Origin of the sequence: Aeromonas sp. 602396, from assembly GCF_049173735.1 — a bacterium.
GTDB lineage: Bacteria > Pseudomonadota > Gammaproteobacteria > Enterobacterales > Aeromonadaceae > Aeromonas > Aeromonas veronii_A.
This window is the reverse complement of the sequence record NZ_JAAKSD010000001.1, coordinates 611,055-629,446: the sequence shown is the minus strand read 5'-3', so window position 1 is coordinate 629,446 and position 18,392 is coordinate 611,055. Positions and strand designations below refer to the sequence as shown.

The window sequence follows — 18,392 nt, the reverse complement described above, 5'->3', positions numbered from 1 at the left end:
TCCCATGTTGAAGTCATCGTTCTCTGCATATTTGTCACCCCTGCTGGCCCTCCTCCTGCTGCTGACCAGCCCCTTTGCGTTGGCCCAGCAGATGGGCGCCGGGATGATCGCCTATGAGGAGGGGCAAAGCCCGCGCCTCGTCACCGCCAACCTGAGCGCAGGTTCCGTCACCCTGCTTGAGCGCGATAGCGGCAAGCGGCTCAAAGAGGTGCAGCTGGGGGGCGATCTACGCCAGCTTGCCCGCGCCGATGACGGCACCCTGCTGGTCACCGACTACAGCGGTGATCGCCTGTTGCTGCTGGATGATGATCTCGATCTGGAAAAGGCGATCCCCACCGGCCATAGACCCTACGGGGTCATCTTCGATGCCAAACGGCAGTGGTTCTGGGTCACGCTGTTCGAATCAGCTCGTCTGCAGGCTTACGACAGCGCCGGCAACCTCCAGCTGGATGCAGAAACCGCCGAGACTCCCCGTGGACTGGCCCTGACCAACGACGATCGCCTGCTGCTCACCCACGCCATGACCGGCCAGCTCGCCATCTATGATCTCGCCACGCTTGGCCACGGCGCCAAGGGATCTTCGCTTCCCAAGCCCAAGCTCATTACCCTGGCCGAGACCCATAGCGACACGCCGAGCGACTCTCAGGGATTGCCGCGCCTGCTCGATGGCATCGCCCTCTCCCCCGATGGCAGCGAGGCCTGGTTGCCTCATGTGCTGTGGAGCTTCGAGCACCCCTTCCAGTTTCAGAGCACCGTCTTTCCGGCGGTCTCCATCATCGATCTCGATGAGGAGAAAGAGCGGGTCGATGAAAGAAAACAGCTCTTTTTGCAGATCAACCTGCCAAGCGTCGGCAACCGCAGCCAGATCGTCTCCAACCCGTTTGCAGCCCGATTTGCCGCCGACGGCAAGCGGGTCTATCTGACCCTGGCGGGCTCGGAAGATCTGCTGGTGTTTGATCTCTCCCGCAGCGGCAAGTCCAACAACAACCGTCACCGCCGCAAGAAGTTTCAGGGGGGCGCCAAGGCGACCCAGCTCTTGCGTCACCTGCCGGGCCAGAATCCGCGGGATCTGCTGATCGATGGCGACCATATTCTGGTGCACAACGCCATGGGGCAGGATCTTACCCGCCTCAATAGCGGCGGTAGCGGCCCGTTTGCCCGAGTCACCGTCGATCTGCCCCACTTCGCCAAGCTGGTAGAGACGGATCCGCGCCCCGAACCGCTTCAGCGCGGCGAGCGGCTGTTCAACCTTGGTAACACTGCGTCCAACCCACGCTTCCCCATGGCGGGAGACAACTGGATGAGCTGCAACTCCTGCCATCTGGACGGATTCAATTTCACCAACCGCTATCTGATGGCGGCCCATCGCCAGAAGAGCGGCGACAACGCCATCAACGGCCACGCCAACCTCACCAACATGGTGGCGGGGGATTTTGTCGGCGAATACCTGCGCATGACCCAGCAGACCCAGGGCGGCATGGGCCATGACACCCGCGATGGGGCCGAGGCAGTTGACCCCGCCAAGCCCCAGCCCGAGGTGAAGGCGATGATGGAAGATCTGCACGCCTTCGTCACCGCCGATGGCAACCTCCCCTATCTCGCCAACTGGCTGCGACTCGATGCCCCGCGCACGGATCCCGCCAAGGCGCCGACTACCCACCCGAAGGAGTGGCTCAACTCCGCCTCCTGCCAGAACTGCCACCAACAGGCCTTCAAAGATTGGAGCGAGAGCAACCACCGGCTGATGGGCAACTCCCACCCCTACTACAAGGTGGTGCAGGCGCTGGCCCGCGAAACCGAAGGAGAAGCGTTTGGCCAATGGTGTCAGGGCTGCCACATGCCCCAGCAGGTGATGACAGGCCAGCTGGATCTGCCCAAGGGCTCCCACATGTTCGAGCAGGGCGGCGCCTCGCTGATTGCCGCCCACAAGGCGGGCGAACCTGTGGTGGAGGAAGGGACCGGCTGCGTGCTCTGCCATCGCATCACCAAGGTAGAAGGCGCGGGCGGCAACAGCGCCTTTACCGTGAATTTGAAAGACCGCGAGAGCTATGTGTTCGAGGATGCCGCGGGCGGCAGCCTCCAGCACTGGCTGGCCGAGCGGCAGATCAACGCCCGTCCGGCGGCCCACAAAGCCTCCTATCAGAAGGATTTCTACCGCGACGCGGCCCTGTGCAAGTCGTGCCACAACGAGTTTGCCCCAGGCACCGGCGCCAATATCGTCAACACCTGGGACGAGTGGGAAAAATCCAGCTTCGCGAACGCCGAGGATCCCGCCAAGCGGCGCACCTGCATCGACTGCCATATGAACCCGGAGCCAGGCAATGGCGGTGCGCCGGTGGCGGGCCAGTCCACCGAAAACGGCACCATGAAGGCGCGGCTCTATCGCCACAATTTCACCGGCGCCCAGCACCAGCTGGTGGGGCTGCGCAATCCTGAACTCGAGCAGGAGAGTCTGGCCCTGCTGCGCTCCAGCGCGACACTCTCCGCCCGTATCGAACCGACGGCCGATTGTCAGCAGCTGGTGGTGCGGGTCGCCAATACCGGTGCGGGCCATGCCCTGCCCACCGGGGTGGCCGATTTTCGTGAACTCTGGCTGGAGCTGACCGTCACCGACGCCAACGGCAAGGTGGTGCTTGCCAGCGGCCAGCCGGTGGATGGTGCTGTCCCTGAGAATGCGAGACTGTTTCGCAAAGTGTTCGGTGATGCCGAGGGCAAGCCGGTGGGGCTCAAGTTCTGGCGCTACGCCAAGCTCTTGGAAGATACCCGCATTCCGGCCGATGGCTGGCGGGATGAAGTCTGGCCGCTGCCCGCAGAAGCCCAAGGGCCCTTCAAGACCGATATCAAACTCAATTTCCGCACCTACCCCAAGTGGGTCAATGATGCGGTGCGCGCCGCCGAGCCCAGCTTGCCGGAGCCACCCATAGTGCAGCTAAATCGGTTGCAACTTACATTGCAGCCTCTCCCCGTCACGCCCGCTACGGAGCCTCAATCCTGATGTTTGCAAGTTTTCTGATTACCCTGCGCGAGGGGCTGGAAGCCTTCCTGCTGGTCGGCATCTGCCTCTCCTACCTCGCCAAGCTGGGGGCTAGTCGCTACAACAAGTTCATCTACCTGGGGGTGGGGCTTGGCCTTGTCGCCTCCCTGGTCGTTGCCTTCCTGTTCCAGGTGGTGGTAAGCCAGTTCGAGAGCGAGCGCTACAACCACCTCTTGATGGCGGGGATCCTCATCTTCGCCACCTTGGTGCTCACCTATATGGCGATCTGGATGCAAAAACAGGCCAAATCCCAGGTGGGGGCCATGACGGCGCGCATCGATGCAGCCATCGATGGCGGCAACCTGTTTGGTCTGGTGCTGCTCGCCTTTCTGGCGGTGATGCGCGAAGGGTTTGAAACCGTGCTCTTCTTCTCCGCCCTGCTCTACTCCGGGCAAGGGGTCGATCTGCAATCCGGCCTGATGGGCGCGCTGGCGGGGCTGCTGGTCTCCATCGCGCTGGTGTGGGGGCTGCTGCGCTCCACCCGCAAGGTGGCGCTGGCCCCCTTCTTCCGCTGGACCGGCCTGCTTATCATCATCATCGCCGCAGGTCTGCTCTCGTCCGCCGTCAACATGTTGCAGGCGGCAGATATCATCACCTTCTGGACCACGCCGGTGTTCGACATCAGCCACATTCTCGACGATCAGGGGGTATTTGGTACCTTCCTGCGCGCCCTGTTTGGCTACAATGCCTCACCCGCTGGCTTGCAGCTGCTGACCTGGGCCCTCTATCTGGCGATCTTCGTTACCCTCTGGCAGCGCAGCTATCACCCGCAGGTAAGTGCCGCGACTGGCAAGGGCTGAGCCAACACGCCCTGAAGCAACAAGGCCACGGGGTAACAACACTATTCGGGGGCCGCGCCTTGGCGCGGTTTCCTGATCTATCAAGTAGTTTTGGAATAGGTCATGAGCGATAACAACAAGAAAAGCATTGCAGTGCTGGGCGCTGGCCCCGCCGGTTTGATGGCGGCCTGGCGCCTGCGCTGCGCCGGTTTTGCAGTCACCCTGTTCGAGCAGGAGCCGGTGGTCGGCGGCATGTGCGCCACCCAGACCTTCAAGGGGCGCGACGGCGAGTATCGCTTCGACTACGGCGGGCACCGCTTTATCACCAAGAACCCCGAGCTGCTCGCCTTTATCGACGAGCTGATGGGTGACGACCTGCTCCACGCCGAGCGCAAGAGCGTTATCCGCTTTGGCGGGCGCACCTATGACTACCCCCTGAACCTGCCCAACCTGCTCAAGACGGCGCCGCTCGCCCTGATGGCCGGGGCGGTAAAAGACTTGCTGCTGTTGCCCTTTAGCAAGAAGCCGGATGATTTTGCCAAGGCGAGCTTTGCCGAGTGGATCCAGAGTCACTTCGGCCGCACCCTCTATCGCCAGTTTTTCGAGGGCTACACCGGCAAGCTGTGGGGTATCAACCCGGACAAGCTCTCCGCCGACTGGGCCGGTCAGCGCATCAGCCTCATCGATTTGAAAGACGTGGCGCGCCGCCTGCTGCCAAGACGCAACGGCAGTATCTCGGTGCGCACCTATGCCCGCAAATACCGCTACCCCAAATATGGCTTCGGCCAGATCTTCACCACCCTGGGGGAGCGGCTGGTGGCAGAGGGCGTTGAGCTCAAAACCGGCGCAACCATCACCCGCCTTGAGCAGGCTGATGACCGCATCGAGCGGGTTTATTGGAAACAAGATGACATTGAGCAGAGCGAGCGCTTTGATCAGGTGATCTCCACCCTGCCGCTGCCGCTCACCTGCCAGCATCTGGGCTTACCGTGCGATCTGCACTACCGGTCGCTTCGCTTCGTCAATATGCCGTTGAAACAGGAGAACCTGTCGGACAACACCTGGCAGTACCTCTCCGACCCCCATATTCTGGCCACCCGCCTGCAGGAGCCGCGCCGCCGCAGCCCCTTTATGGCGCCCCAGGGCCAGACCTCGGTAATGCTGGAGATCCCCTGCAATCCGGGGGATGCTACCTGGCAGGCGCCGCTGGCCGACCTGCGAGGTCGGGTCATCGCCGATCTGGCGAGCCTCGGTGTCGATACCGCCAAGCTTGGCGATGAGACCTTCGAAGCCAGCAGCGAGTACGCCTATCCGCTGATGGATTTGGGCTATCAGGCCCGTCGTAACAAAGCGATCAAGGCGCTGATGCCCATCACAAACCTCATCATGACCGGCCGTCAGGGGACATTCCGCTACATCTTCACCGACACCGCCATGGAGATGGGGATGATGGCTGCCGACATGGTGATCGACGGGGTGGACAGACGCCACGCCATCTTTAACCATCGCAACGAAAATACCGTGATTGAAACCCAGAGCGTGGCCTGAGTGCCGCGCCATTGGCATAAGTAAGGAGAACAGGATGACCATCCGCCCGGGTTTACTCGCCCTCACCCTGCTGCTGGCCCTGAGCGGGCAGGCGCAGGCTTACTCCTACGCCGCCGCCGGCAAGGAGCCACTGATCGACGCCCGCGAAGCGCTGCTGGGCGCCGCCACTGACGGCAAGGATGCCAGCACCACCTTGAGCGAGATTGCCGACGAGCTGACCTATCTGGAACAGCACCACAAGGTGGAATTGCAAGCACCGCTGGCCGCCGCCATCAAGGCCAAAGACGCTGCCACCACCGCCGCCCTGCTCAACCGCGCCTACAAGGCGGAGATCGAGCGCCGCCTCGAAGGGGCCAGCCAGAATCTTGGCGACTACCAGACCGCCAAGGTGCTGGTGGTCAAGAGCAAGCGCTTCCTCGACTTGATCCTCCCATCACTCAATGAAGGAGATCGCAAGGCGGCCGAACAGGCGCTGGCCAGGGTGCTCGATGCCATCGGTAACCCGGGGGTATTCGGGGTGGGCGCCAAGCCCGCCGACGCCGCCGCCTTTAGCGATGCAGAAAAAGCGCTGATGGCCGTGCTGGCGCCGCTTTGATGGCAACCTGCCAATCATTGCGCCACCTCGCTCTGACAAACGGTGGGTTTCGCTGCGCTCTACCCACCCTACGCACGGCCTGCCGATAAATGCACCCGGACGCTGGTTTGCCCCCTTCTCCCCTTGCGGGAGAAGGGCTGGGGATGAGGGGTAAGGTAATGGCTCGGCGTTGGTCTTCCCCCTGCTCCACCACCATTTGGCTGCTCATTCTGCTGCAACTGGCCTGGCTTTGCTGGCTGCTGGCCTTTCCGGTAGCCCTCGATTCCGACGATGCCCTCAATTTCGCCCACGGGGTGACGCACTTTAGCGTGCTGGAGTTCTCCCCCCACTTTCCGGGCTACCCCGCCTTTATCTGGCTGGCGCGGCTGATCAATCTGCTGGTAGACGATCCGGCACGTGCGGTGCAGTGGGCAAGCCTGCTCGGGAGCAGTTTGCTGGCACCGCTCGCCGCCTTGCTGGCGGTAAGGCTGTGGCAACAGCCCAGCCTTTTGGCACCCGTCTGGCTACTGGTGCTGGCAATGCCGCTCACCCCGACGCTCGCCCTCTCAGGCCTTTCGGATGGGCCGGCACTCGCCGCCTGGCTCGGGGCACTGCTGACCTTGCAGCAGCGAAGAATTGCGCTGGCGGGCCTCATGCTGGGCCTTATGCTGGCGCTGCGCCCCTCCTATTTTGTGCTGGCCCTGCTGCCCCTTTGGCTCGGGCTGGCGCAGCAGGGCACGCAAGTCAGGTTTGTGCTCCCCATCGCACTGGTTGGACTTATCAGCCTGCTGTTTGTCTGGCAGGCCGATGGCTGGGCCTATTTTGGCGAGGGGCGCCGCTTTACCGACGGCCACTTTACCCTGTGGGGCAACACGGCGGCGGCTCACGGCGATCGGCTGCTGAGCTGGGCGCGCACCTTCGACGATCAGCTTACCCCGCTTTGGCCCTTGGCTGTTGGGGCGCTGCTGGTACTGCCGCTTTGGCAAAGATCAAAAGACCACCCTGCCGCACTCCCCCCGCTCTGGATGCTCTACTGGCTCGCCCTGCTGCTCTGGACCCTGTTTGGCCAGAATCCCGACAATCCCCGCCATCTGGCCCCCGTCACCCTGCTCGGTATCGTGCTGCTGGCAGGCTGGCTGCCGCGCCGTGGCGAGGGGGTGGTCGCGGTGGCCGGATTGCTGCTGCTCGGCGTAACCTTTACCCTGCCCCGTCCACCCGCCATGGTGCAGGCAGCAAGGCTCGCAGAAAAAGCGTGTCCGGCATTGGTGACCCAGTGGGGAGTGCGGCTGCTGCGGGAGACCACAGCCTTGGCCGTCACCGATGGCTGGTACAAGGGGGATGCGGCGCTGGCACTCTCTCAGGGAGCCTGCCGCCTCAGTCGCCGCCCCATCGCCGCGAACGAAATGCCCAGCGCGGTGCGCCAGCACTGGTTTGCCCCACGCTTTGCCGCCGAGCCCGGACTCTGGCTCGCCATTCCCTCGCGGCAGACAACCCATGGGGAAAGTGACAAGAAACATATAAAGAGCACAAAAATCCGCCAAGGCAACTAAAAAAGAGGGGAACAACTCGGGTACACTCACAGCGCATCCATAACAGACGAGTCTCCTTATGCGTGTAACCAGAGAGTGGCTGTGGGTTTTGTCGGTGCTGACCGGGGCCTGTGCCCTCCTGTTGCTACCATTCTGGCTGCGCGGCGGCAGTCAGGGCCATGATCTGTTTCACCACCTGCTCTCCGGTCACTTCTTTGCCGTGCAACTGTGGCAAGGTGAGCTCTATCCGCGCTGGTTGATGGAGATGAACGGCGCCTTCGGCAGCCCGGTCTTTTTCTTCTATCCCCCCCTGCCCTACTATGTGAGCGCACTGTTCGCCGGCCCCACCCCACTGGCCCACGAGGCGATGACGCCGCTGCTCTGGAGCAGCAGCGTGGCACTCTGGCTCTCCGGCCTGTTTGCCTATCTCTGGTTGCGTCCCTTTGCCGGCCACGGACGGGCGCTGGCGGCCAGTCTGCTCTATATGGCGCTGCCCTATCATCTGGCCATCGATATCTACGCCCGCTTTGCCCTGGCGGAGAGCTGGGCCTTCGTCTGGGCGCCGCTGGCACTGCTGGCGCAGGATCACCTCTGCCGCGGCGCCCCCTTTGCACTACTGCTGCTCGCACTGGCCGTCTCCATGCTGACGCTTTCCCATCTACCAAGCACCCTGCTCATTCTGGGCTTGCTCACCCTGCGCAGCCTGCTACTGGTCTGGCGCTACAAGGGGAGCACAGCGCTTGTCAGTGTCCCTGTCACCGCCTCCCCGCTCATTGGCACCCTGCTGGGCCAGCTCTGGGGGTTGGCGATGGCCAGCCTGTTGCTACTGCCCGCTCTGCTGGATCAGGGGGGGATCTCCATGGAGCAGATGCGCACCGGCATGTTCGAATTTCAGCGCAACTTTCTCGATCGTTTGCCCCAAAGCCGTGATGACTGGCGCTTTCGCGGCCATCTCGCCTGGCTGACGCTGCTCACCCTGGCTCTGCTGCTGGTAGCTTGGGCTGCCGCCCGCGAGCCGCGCCATCCCGAGTTGCTGCTCTGGGGGGTCATTGGCACCCTGAGCTTTCTGATGATGCTGCCACCAAGCGAGCCCCTGTGGCGCCTGCTCACTCCGTTGCAACTGGTGCAATTTCCCTGGCGCCTCAATCTGCTGCTGGTCATCGCTACCGTCGCCGTGGTGGCGCTGGGTACCCCCACCTATCGCCCGTGGCAGTGGGTCTGGTGGCTACTGCTTGCCCTCATCCTGCTCTCTCAGGGACTCTATGTACGCGAGGCGCCGCTCACCCAGGCTCCCGTAAAGAGTCAGCTCGACGGGGAGTTCGACAGCAAGCGCAGCGCCCGCGAATACCGACCAAAGCAGGTGCCACGCGGTATGTTTGCCCCCACCCTGCTGGCCTGGAAAGAGGAATTCCAGCCCGCCATCACCTGCGACCATCAGGGGGTGAACTGGCAGATCCAGCGCTGGCAGCCGCGTCATATCGAATTGACAGTGGATGCCCCGGCCCCCGCCAAGCTGGTCCTGCACCAGTTTGATTACCCGGGCTGGCAGGCAAGGCTCGACCAGCGCCTGCCGCTGAGCGTCAGCAGCACCCGCAACGGGCTGGTGCAGGTCTGGGTGCCCGCCGGACAACACAGCCTCACCTTCACCCTCACCACCCGCTGGCCGGAGCGGCTCGGTTACGCCATCTCGTTGCTGGCCTGGCTGCTCTGGCTGGGGGGAGTGATCCGCGCAGCGCGCCGACATGACCGAAAGCTTGATCCCCAAGGTACCTGAGCGATCGGACACCTCCCCCTTTTGAGGGGGCAGGAACGTCATGCCGAGCGGGGGCAAACCTGATAGACTCGCCCTTCTCCCTTTTTCAACCAAGGTTCACCAGCGGATACCCTATGCCCCACGCACAGTCCCCCCAGGCCACCATGCTCTCTCCCCGTTTCCTGTTTATCCTGCTCGGCGCTCTGGCGGGTCTGACCCCGCTGGCGGTGGATATGTATCTGCCCGCCATTCCGGCCATCGCTCGGGATCTGGCCACCAGCATCGACGGTGCCCAGCTCACCATCAGCGCCTTTCTGGGCGGTTTTGCCATCGGCCAACTCTTCTACGGCCCGCTGGCCGACAGCTATGGCCGCAAGCCGGTGATCTTGGCGGGGCTGGTGATGTTTGCCATCGCCTCGGTGGGCTGCGCCATGGCGGACTCCCTGCCCGAATTGCTGGCCTATCGGATGTTGCAGGCAGCGGGCGGTGCGGCGGGCTCGGTGGTGGTCAATGCCCTGCTGCGCGATCTGTTCGAGAAGGATGCGTTTTCTCGCGCCATGTCGTTCGTCATTCTGGTGATGACCTTGGCGCCGCTGGTGGCCCCTGTGGTGGGCGGCTATATCAGCGCCCACGCCGACTGGCGGGTGATCTTCTGGCTGCTGGTGGGGATCAGCCTGCTGATCTGTCTGGTGATGCAGTGGAAAATTCAGGAGACCCTGAAACCCGAGCACCGTCAGCCCCTTAATCTGGGCCAGATCCTCAAGAACTACTGGGGGGTACTCTCCCATCGCGGCGCCATGGGCTACGTGCTGTGCGGCTCCCTCTCCAGCTCCGGCATGTTCGCCTTCCTGAGTGGCTCCCCTTATGTCTATATCGAGTATTTCAAGGTGCAGACCGAGCACTACGGCTGGCTGTTTGGTCTCAATATTTTGCTGATGATGGTGGTCACTTTCGTCAATAGCCGACTGGTAAAAGGGGTGGGTGCCGAGCGGATGCTGCAATACGGCCTGCTGGTGCTGCCCTGCGCTGGCGCCCTGCTGATCTACAACGCCTGGAGCCAGACCGGCGGTCTGTGGGGCATCGTCATTCCGGTGGTACTCTTTATCGGCCATATCAGTCTGGTGGGGGCCAACGCCATGACCGGCCTGATGGGCCACTTCCCGCAATCTGCGGGCACCGCCTCGGCACTGGCGGGCACCCTGCGCTTTGGCATCGGCGCCCTGGTCGGGATTCTGGTCAACCTCAATCCGCCCCAATCGCCGCTGCCCATGGCCATCGCCATCGCATGCTGTGGCGTGGGTTCCACCCTCAGTTACTGGCTGCTGGCGGGCAAGCGGGGCGATTGACCCCCCCTATCCCCCTCGGCCAGGAAAACGAAAGAGGCTTCCATCAACGGAAGCCTCTTTTCGTACTGGCGGGCAGACGTTCAGAACTGGGCACTGTTGAGCCAGAGGTGCGCCCCTATGCTCACCAGATAGCCGAGCAAGATAGCCGGCGACCATTTCAGGTGGCCAAAGAAGGTATACATGCCATGGGCCTGCCCCATCAGGGCAACACCGGCGGCAGAGCCGATGGAGAGCAGGCTGCCGCCCACCCCGGCGGTCAGGGTCACCAGCAGCCACTGCCCCAGCGCCATGTCTGGGCTCATCGAGATCACGGCAAACATCACGGGAATGTTGTCGATGACGGAGGACAAGACCCCGATGAAGATGTTGGCCATGGTGGGATCCGTACCCTCATACAACCAGTGTGATACCAGCTCCAGATACCCCATAAAGCCCAGCCCCCCTACACACATCACCACTCCGTAGAAGAAGAGCAAGGTATCCCACTCCGCCTTGGCGACCTTGTTGAACACATCGAATGGCACCACAGAGCCCAGTCTGCGCAACCTTTCGGTGTCGCCATTGCGTTCGTAGAGCGCACGCTTGCGTGCCAGCGAGCGCGGTAACGACTTGCGCAGATAAAACCCGAAAAACTGCAGATAACCGAGTCCCAGCATCATGCCGAGCACTGGCGGCAGGTGAAGAAAGCTGTGACACATGACTGCCGTGGTAATGGTGAGCAAGAAGAGCAACACGATACGCCTGGCGCCTCGCTTCAGCTCGATATGCTCGTTGTCGGCTTCGGGGACATGACGCGGCACCATCAGGCTCATCAGGATGGCCGGAACCAGAAAATTGAGCAGAGAGGGAATAAGCAGGGTGAAGAACTGGCCAAATTGCACCTTGCCCGCCTGCCACACCATCAGGGTGGTGATATCGCCAAAGGGACTGAACGCCCCTCCGGCGTTGGCGGCGATCACTATGTTGATGCAGGCAAGATTGACAAAACGCCGATCACCGTTGGCCACCTTCAACACCACGGCGCACATCAAGAGCGCAGTGGTCAGGTTGTCTGCCACCGGCGAAATACAAAAAGCAAGCCCACCGGTCAACCAGAACAGGGTGCGCAAGTGAAAGCCGGATCGCACCAGCCAGGCGCGCAGGGCATCGAATAACCTGCGATCCTCCATGGCGTTGATATAGGTCATCGCCACCAGCAGGAACAGCATCAACTCGGCATATTCCAGCAAGGTATGGCGGAAGGCCTGCTCGGCGACAGGGCTCATCCCTTGCTGTGCATAGGCGATACCAATCAGGATCCAGATCACCCCGGCGGCCACCAGCACGGGTTTGGACTTGCGCAGTTGCAGATACTCTTCAGCCATCACCAGGGCGTAGGCCAACACAAACAATCCGACACAAAAAAGACCGATTGAGGAGGATGTCAACAGAACAGGGCCACTACTGGCATGGGCGGGAGGGATAAACAGGGACAGCAGCAAAATAACTGGGGTAAGCGCAGACATGGTCTCTTCCTTTTAGAACCATCTGGCAATGATGCTAACACCTGGATGAAAAGAAAAATTCATCCAGGTCAATTAACGCTTAATTGGTTTGCTGTCGAAACGCGGGATTATTTCTTGCCGAAACCCGACTGCTTGAGGGTATAGCCTGCGCTGTTCTGCCAGGCATCCAGACCGCTGCGGTTATTGCCCGCCACCAGACTGGCGGCCAAACTCGGGCTGTTGAACAGCTGATCGGCGGTAAAGACAAAGCCGCCCTGACTGCGGGGCACTATGACCCCCTTTTCCAGCAGCTCGTGACGCAGCTCGATCACCGCTTCACGCAGGGAGGCGGCATCCTCGCCATTGGCGGTGGAACCGGCCAGCACCATAAAGCCCGGATTTTGCCGCTTGCCCACCGGATAACCGTGGGCCTCGGCCCCCTTGCCGTTGAAGTGGTAGAGCTCGCGCTCCCCCGGCCGGTTGTCGGAGAGTGCCTTTTGCAGGGTCATCAGCTCGTTGTAGATCTCGATGGGGACGACGGCAGCCTGCTTGTTGCCCTTGCTATCGATGATAAAACTGACTTGCTTGTGTAACATCCTTGCTCATCCTGTGACCCATGGAAGCCCCTATTCTAACCACCTCGGGCAAGCGGGATCCAGCGAGGATCCACTGCTCTTTTGCCGCCTTGATCACTAACTGGCACTCTTGATCAACCGTAAGGGGTGTTGATCAATGCTGGCCGTGCTAGCGTACCAAGCATGATGAAAGCCATTGACCATCAAACGGTTATCCCATGCTGACCCTGCGCAACCTCTGCAAGAGTTTCGATAACGGCAGTGAGCGACTGCCGCTGTTCCACCATCTCGATCTCGCCCTCCCCGCTGGCGAGATCACCCTGCTGCTGGGCCAAAGCGGCTGCGGCAAATCGACCCTGCTCAATCTGATCGCCGGGCTGATTGCACCGGATGAAGGGGAGATCTGGCTGGGGGAGACCCGGATCGACACCCGCTCCCCCGACGAGCGGGCGCGCCTGCGGGGCCGCCATTTCGGTATCGTCTATCAGGATTTCAACCTGCTGCCGACCCTGAACGTGGCCGAGAATCTGGCCCTGCCGCTGGCTATCAACGGGCTGCCACCGGATGAGGCAAAGATTGACCAGTTGCTGCAACGGCTCGATATGAGCCACAAGCGCGATGCCTGGCCGGAGCAGCTCTCCGGCGGCCAGCGACAGCGAGTGGCGCTGGCCCGCGCCCTTATCCATCAACCCGGTTGGCTGCTCGCCGACGAACCCACCGGCAGCCTCGATGAACACAATGCCGAACAGGTGATGGCGTTAATGATCGCGGCGGTGCGCGACACAGGCGCAGGCTTGCTGCTGGTGAGCCACAACCCCGCCTATGCTGCGCAGGCCGACAGGGTGCTGCGCCTCGAAGGGGGGCAACTTATCGAGCTCAAGGGACCCCGTCATGACTAAACAACGACTGCGCCAGCCGGAGTCACGCTGATGCTGCCACTCAAAGCGCTGCTGCGCCTCTATCGCAGCCACCCCTGGTTGCTGCTGATGAGTCTGGCCGGGCTGGTATTGGGGGTATCGCTGGTGGTGGCCATCGAGCTGCTCAACCACAGTGCCCGCACCAATTTTGTCGCAGCCCGCAGCCAGCTGGCAGGGGAAGCCAACTACCGGCTGGCCCCCGCTGGCGGGCTGGATGAGCAGCTTTACGTGCAGCTGGTGACCAGCCAGCCCGCCTTGGATGCCATGCCCCAGCTCCATGGCTGGCTCAAGGATGAAGAGGGGCGCAGCTTTCAACTGCTGGGAATGGATCTCTTCAACCCCGGCCCCCTGCGCCAGCTGCTTGGCGCCCAACCCGCGAGCGAACCCGCCTTTTCCCTCAACCGTGCCGACAGCATCTGGCTGGCGGCCCCTGAGGCAGCTCGCCTTGGCTGGCAAGCGGGCCAGAGCCGCCGCTTTGTATTGGGCGGCAGCGATGGCGGCAGCGCCCGCACCCTGACCCTGACGCTGGCGGGCACGTTCGAACCGGGCGCCGTGCCCATGGAGCGGCTGCTGATAACCGATATCGGCCTCGCCCAGCCGTTGCTGGATAAAGCGGGTCGGCTCGATCGCATCGTCTTCAAGCTAAGCGACGCCGAGGCTCGCACCCTGCAGGCCACCCTGCAAACCGATTACCCAAACCAGCCCTTGTGGCTTGAGCCCATAAGCCCGGCGCTCGATGCCAGCCAGCTTGGCGATGCGCTGGCCCTCAATCTGACGGCGCTCTCATTGCTCGCCATGGCGGTGGGACTGTTTCTGGTGTTCAACGCCCAGCGATTTGTCCAGAGCGTGCGTCGCCCCCAGCTGGCCCAGTTGATCATTCTGGGGATGGGGCCGAGTCGGGTACTGCGTTGGCTCATTCTGGAGCTCGTTATTCTCGCCACCCTCGGCACCCTGCTCGGGGTGCTGCTCGGCAGCCTGTTGGCGCTCGCCTTGATGGGGCAACTGACCCAGGCGCTGGCCGATCTCTATGGCCCCAACCCCATCGATCTGTTGCGCCTTTCCCCTGTGAGCCTGCTCAAGGCGCTGTTGATCGGGTTGTTCGGCACGCTGGCCGCCAACCTGCCCGGCTGGTGGCAACTGCTGCGCCAATCCCCCCTCGAACTGCGAGCGGGAAGCAGCCGCCCCCCCGCTCACCCGTGGCGACGGCGCGTGCTGGCCATCGCCATCCTGCTGCTGTGCGCCCTCTGCCTGTGGCTGCCACAAACAGGTCTGAGTGGCGCCCTCTTTATCGCCGGCGGCTGGCTGCTGGCCATGGCACTCTGGCTGCCCGATGCCCTGCGCGGCCTGCTTGGCTGGTTGCGACGGCGCGCGGGCGGCCCCCTCACCGCCCGGCTCGGGGTGGCCGAGACCCTCTATCACCTCGATCGCACCGCCATCGCGGTGATGGCGTTGAAGCTGGCCATCGCGGCGGCCATCGGCATCGGGGTCATGGTGTCGAGCTTTCGCTCCAGCGTGGAGATCTGGCTCGGCCAGCGTCTGGCCGCCGATCTCTATGTCACCGCCCCCAAGGGGGTGGCGGGCAACAAGGGCACCTTGAGCGACGCCACCCTTAAGACTCTGCTCGCCAATCCGCTGGTGAGCGCGGCCTCGCGCCGCTCGGTTCACCCCGCCCGCTGGCAGGGGCAGCCCATCGAGTGGGCGCAGATGGACTTTATCCCCCAGCTTAAAGCGGCCTATCCGCTGCTGGCCGGACGCTGGCCGACCCGCCCTGACGAGGTACTGGCGAGCGAACCGCTGACGGTGCGCCTCGGGGTCAAGGTAGGCCAGACATTGGCGATCAGCGGCGAGCAGGGGCCACGGCAGTTCACCGTCACCGGCGTCTATCAGGACTACGGCAGTGACAAGGGGCAGATCCTGCACGCCTTCGAAGGGGGCGCGGTGCAATCCCTCGCCCTCTTTAGCAACGACCCCGAACAGCTGGCCGACCGCCTGCGCGAGCGCTTTGGCGAGCAGCTCAATCTGCTCTCCGCCCCCGCCATTCACAGCGCGGCGCTCAAGGTGTTTGACCAGACCTTTGTGGTGACCGAGCTATTGAAACTGCTGATCCTCGGCATCGCCTTTGTCGGGATCGGCTCGGCCTTTATGGTGCTGGGGCTGGCGCGCCGTGGTGAGCTGCAGACCTTGCAGAGTCTGGGCTTGAGCCCCCGCCACTGCCGCCAGCTGCTGGTGTGGCAAGGGGCTGGATTGGGGCTGCTCACCGCCCTGCTGGCCCTGCCGGTGGGCTATGGCCTTGCCTGGGTGCTGATCGAGGTGGTCAACCCCCGCGCCTTTGGCTGGCGCCTCGCCTTCGAGGCCGCCCCCCTTCATGCGGTCACCGCCCTGTTGCTGGCACCGGTCTGTGGCGCACTGGCATCCTGGTATGCGGCAAGGAGAGTGGTATGACATATCGGTTAGCGCACTGGCTCAGCCATAGCTTGAAGCTCCCATTAACCACGTCCCTCTCTCCGCCCCTTCTTCAGCGCAAAGAAGATCACAGTGCGGCATTGAACCATCCCCTCTCCCTTCGGGAGAGGGCCAGGGTGAGGGGAAGCTTGTCCTCTTTACGGTTCCTGTGGCTCGCCACCCTCTTGCTCCCGCTGATTGCCATGATTGGCAACGCGCAGGCCAGCGATCTGGGCGCCCTGCTCGGCGGTGGCAACGACAGCTTTAAAAAGGTGCTGCCGGGGCAAATTATCCAATTGCCGGAGGATCACGCCGCCCACCCCGATTACCGCTCCGAGTGGTGGTATCTCACCGGCAACCTCAAGGATGATCAGGGGCGCGAATATGGCATGCAGTGGACCCTGTTTAGGCAGGGTATCGAGCAAGAACTCCGCACCAGCAACCCCTGGCTCACCCCCCAGCTCTGGCTGGCCCAGTTTGCCATCACGGATCTCGACCGTGGCACTCACCAGCAAGATGAACGGGCCAGTCGGCAGGGGCCGGGACTGGCGGGGGCCAACGGCGGCCAATATTGGCTCAGGGAGTGGCGGCTTGCCTCGCAAGGGGCGGCGCTCTTTCCCGCCACCCTCAAGGTGCAGAGCAAGATTGGCGAGCTGAACCTCACCGTCACCGCCGCCAAGCCGCTGGTGCTACAAGGCAAGGCCGGTTACAGCGAGAAGAGCCCGGGCAACGCCTCCTTTTACTACTCCTACCCGCGCCTCACTCTTCGCGGCACCTTGGCTCGCAATGGCGAGACCCGCACCGTCACCGGACAAGGGTGGTTTGATCACGAGTGGAGCAGCTCGGTATTGGCCGAGTGGCAATCGGGCTGGGACTGGTTTTCGCTCCAGTTGAACGATGGCCGCGAGCTGATGCTGTTTCGCCTGCGCACCAAGACGGGCCGCGCAGAGCCCGAGAATCGCTACGGCATCTTGATTGAGCGGGATGGCAGCAGCCGGGTGCTCACCCCCGACGCGATTCACCTGACGCCGGGCAACACCTGGCGCGGCCCCAAGGGGCAGGATTACCCCGTCGAGTGGCAGCTAGACGCCGCCGGAATGAGCCTCACCATCAAAGCCCGTCAGCCCAATCAGGCCATGACAGGCCGCTTTGACTACTGGGAGGGTGCGGTCTCTGTCTCGGGAGATGCTCAAGGTGTCGGCTATCTGGAGATGACGGGCTATTGATCCAGGAGCGTGGCTGTTGATTGCAACGGCCATAAGCCGCCGTCAATGCCCTGCCAGACGGATTTGATGATGCACGCAGCCACCATGACGCCGGGGCTCTCGCCCCTCACTGCGGCACACAGGGCGCGCCGCACCTGGAGCCGGCGATTTTAAAGGGGGGCATGATAAAGAATTCGGGGCGCAGTTCGCCCCTTTTGTTGCCGCAAAGGCCTGTATCGACATGTAGCAAAACGGCTTGGGAACAAAGAGAGCAAGATTCGGGTCGTTCCAGAAAGGAGTGGTTGCCATAGTGGGGCCAAACCCAAGTCGGTTGGAACCTATTGGGGTTCCAACCCACAGCCAACCCTGTGCCCCACTGATTTGGCGCACAACACACCTGCGAGGGAACTGCCATGTCATTACTGTCCAAAAAGGTCGCCATCATCACCGGCGCCAGCTCCGGCATCGGTCGCGCCAGCGCCATCCTGTTTGCCCGCGAAGGGGCCAGCGTTGTCGTCGGCGCCCGCCGCCAGCCCGAGCTGGATCTGCTGGTGGATGAGATCCGCCATGAGGGGGGCCAGGCGGTGAGTCTGGCGGGAGATGTGAAAAACGAGACTTACGCCCGCGATCTGGTGGAGCTCGCGCTAACCCGTTTCGGCGGGCTCGATATCGCCTTCAACAACGCAGGTACCACAGGCATGCCGGGCAGCGTAGAGGAGCTTGAACTGGCGCAGTGGCAGGAAATTCTGGATACCAACCTCACCAGCGCCTTTGTGGGAGCCAAGTACCAGATCCCCGCCATGCTGGCGCGTGGTGGCGGCTCGCTTATTTTTACCTCTACCTTCGTCGGCCATACCCTGGGGCTGCCCGGCATGGCGGCCTATGCGGCGAGCAAGGCGGGCCTCATTGGCCTGACCCGGGTGCTGGCTGCCGAGTATGGGGCACAAGGGGTGCGGGTCAACGCCCTGCTGCCGGGGGGCACCGACACTCCCATGGGGCGGGCTTTTGCCAATACGCCAGAGAGCCTCGCCTTTGTGCAGAATATGCATGCCCTCAAACGGCTGGCCCAACCGGAGGAGATCGCCCGCTCGGCCCTTTATCTCGCGTCCGATGCATCCAGCTTTACCACCGGCATTGCCCTGTTGGCCGATGGTGGGGTATCAATTTGTCGTACATGACGTTGTCGCCCCCAAGATCCTGCGACCG

General features: G+C 62.7%; 13 protein-coding genes. 11 read left to right on the top strand and 2 right to left on the bottom strand.

The window, feature by feature from the left end:
* Positions 1-4 precede the first annotated feature (4 nt).
* From G5229_RS02730 to G5229_RS02700, 7 genes are all read left to right on the top strand, one after another.
* On the top strand, positions 5-2,995 hold the full coding sequence (locus G5229_RS02730) for a YncE family protein (protein ID WP_421208342.1): 2,991 nt from the start codon (positions 5-7) through the stop codon (positions 2,993-2,995).
* Positions 2,995-3,834 (top strand): FTR1 family iron permease, encoded by an 840-nt coding sequence (locus tag G5229_RS02725; protein ID WP_421208340.1) that lies wholly within the window; start codon positions 2,995-2,997, stop codon positions 3,832-3,834. Before G5229_RS02730 ends, G5229_RS02725 begins: the two co-directional genes overlap by 1 nt.
* A gap of 102 nt (positions 3,835-3,936) precedes the next feature.
* Positions 3,937-5,361 carry an FAD-dependent oxidoreductase gene (locus tag G5229_RS02720; protein WP_421208338.1) on the top strand — a complete coding sequence of 475 codons (1,425 nt, stop codon included), beginning with the start codon at positions 3,937-3,939 and terminating at the stop codon, positions 5,359-5,361.
* Positions 5,362-5,395: 34 nt separating this feature from the next.
* Positions 5,396-5,956 carry a hypothetical protein gene (locus G5229_RS02715; protein WP_421208337.1) on the top strand — a complete coding sequence of 187 codons (561 nt, stop codon included), beginning with the start codon at positions 5,396-5,398 and terminating at the stop codon, positions 5,954-5,956.
* A gap of 158 nt (positions 5,957-6,114) precedes the next feature.
* Positions 6,115-7,485: a hypothetical protein gene (locus tag G5229_RS02710; protein WP_421208335.1), complete on the top strand. Its 1,371-nt coding sequence runs from the start codon at positions 6,115-6,117 to the stop codon at positions 7,483-7,485.
* A gap of 58 nt (positions 7,486-7,543) precedes the next feature.
* On the top strand, positions 7,544-9,238 hold the full coding sequence (locus G5229_RS02705) for a hypothetical protein (protein WP_421208333.1): 1,695 nt from the start codon (positions 7,544-7,546) through the stop codon (positions 9,236-9,238).
* Positions 9,239-9,351: 113 nt separating this feature from the next.
* Positions 9,352-10,563, top strand: coding sequence for a Bcr/CflA family multidrug efflux MFS transporter (locus G5229_RS02700; protein ID WP_421172186.1), 1,212 nt, complete (start codon positions 9,352-9,354; stop codon positions 10,561-10,563).
* A gap of 80 nt (positions 10,564-10,643) precedes the next feature.
* Here G5229_RS02700 and nhaD read toward each other — a convergent pair whose 3' ends face one another.
* Complete coding sequence (gene nhaD / locus G5229_RS02695) at positions 10,644-12,068, bottom strand: sodium:proton antiporter NhaD (RefSeq protein WP_421208331.1); 1,425 nt, start codon at positions 12,066-12,068, stop codon at positions 10,644-10,646.
* A gap of 107 nt (positions 12,069-12,175) precedes the next feature.
* Positions 12,176-12,643, bottom strand: coding sequence for a DUF4357 domain-containing protein (locus G5229_RS02690; protein WP_005333716.1), 468 nt, complete (start codon positions 12,641-12,643; stop codon positions 12,176-12,178).
* A gap of 197 nt (positions 12,644-12,840) precedes the next feature.
* Between G5229_RS02690 and G5229_RS02685 the strand changes: the two genes are divergently transcribed.
* The 4 genes from G5229_RS02685 (at position 12,841) to G5229_RS02670 (ending at position 18,364) form a co-directional block, all read left to right on the top strand.
* Complete coding sequence (locus G5229_RS02685) at positions 12,841-13,521, top strand: ABC transporter ATP-binding protein (RefSeq protein WP_150995785.1); 681 nt, start codon at positions 12,841-12,843, stop codon at positions 13,519-13,521.
* Between the two features lie 30 nt (positions 13,522-13,551).
* Positions 13,552-15,981, top strand: a complete 2,430-nt coding sequence (locus G5229_RS02680; RefSeq protein WP_421208329.1) for an FtsX-like permease family protein — start codon at positions 13,552-13,554, stop codon at positions 15,979-15,981.
* Between the two features lie 185 nt (positions 15,982-16,166).
* A complete protein-coding gene (locus G5229_RS02675; protein ID WP_421208518.1) occupies positions 16,167-17,207 on the top strand; it encodes a lipocalin-like domain-containing protein in 1,041 nt (346 codons plus the stop codon).
* 392 nt (positions 17,208-17,599) lie between these two features.
* On the top strand, positions 17,600-18,364 hold the full coding sequence (locus G5229_RS02670) for an SDR family oxidoreductase (RefSeq protein ID WP_201988134.1): 765 nt from the start codon (positions 17,600-17,602) through the stop codon (positions 18,362-18,364).
* The last annotated feature ends 28 nt before the right edge of the window (positions 18,365-18,392 follow it).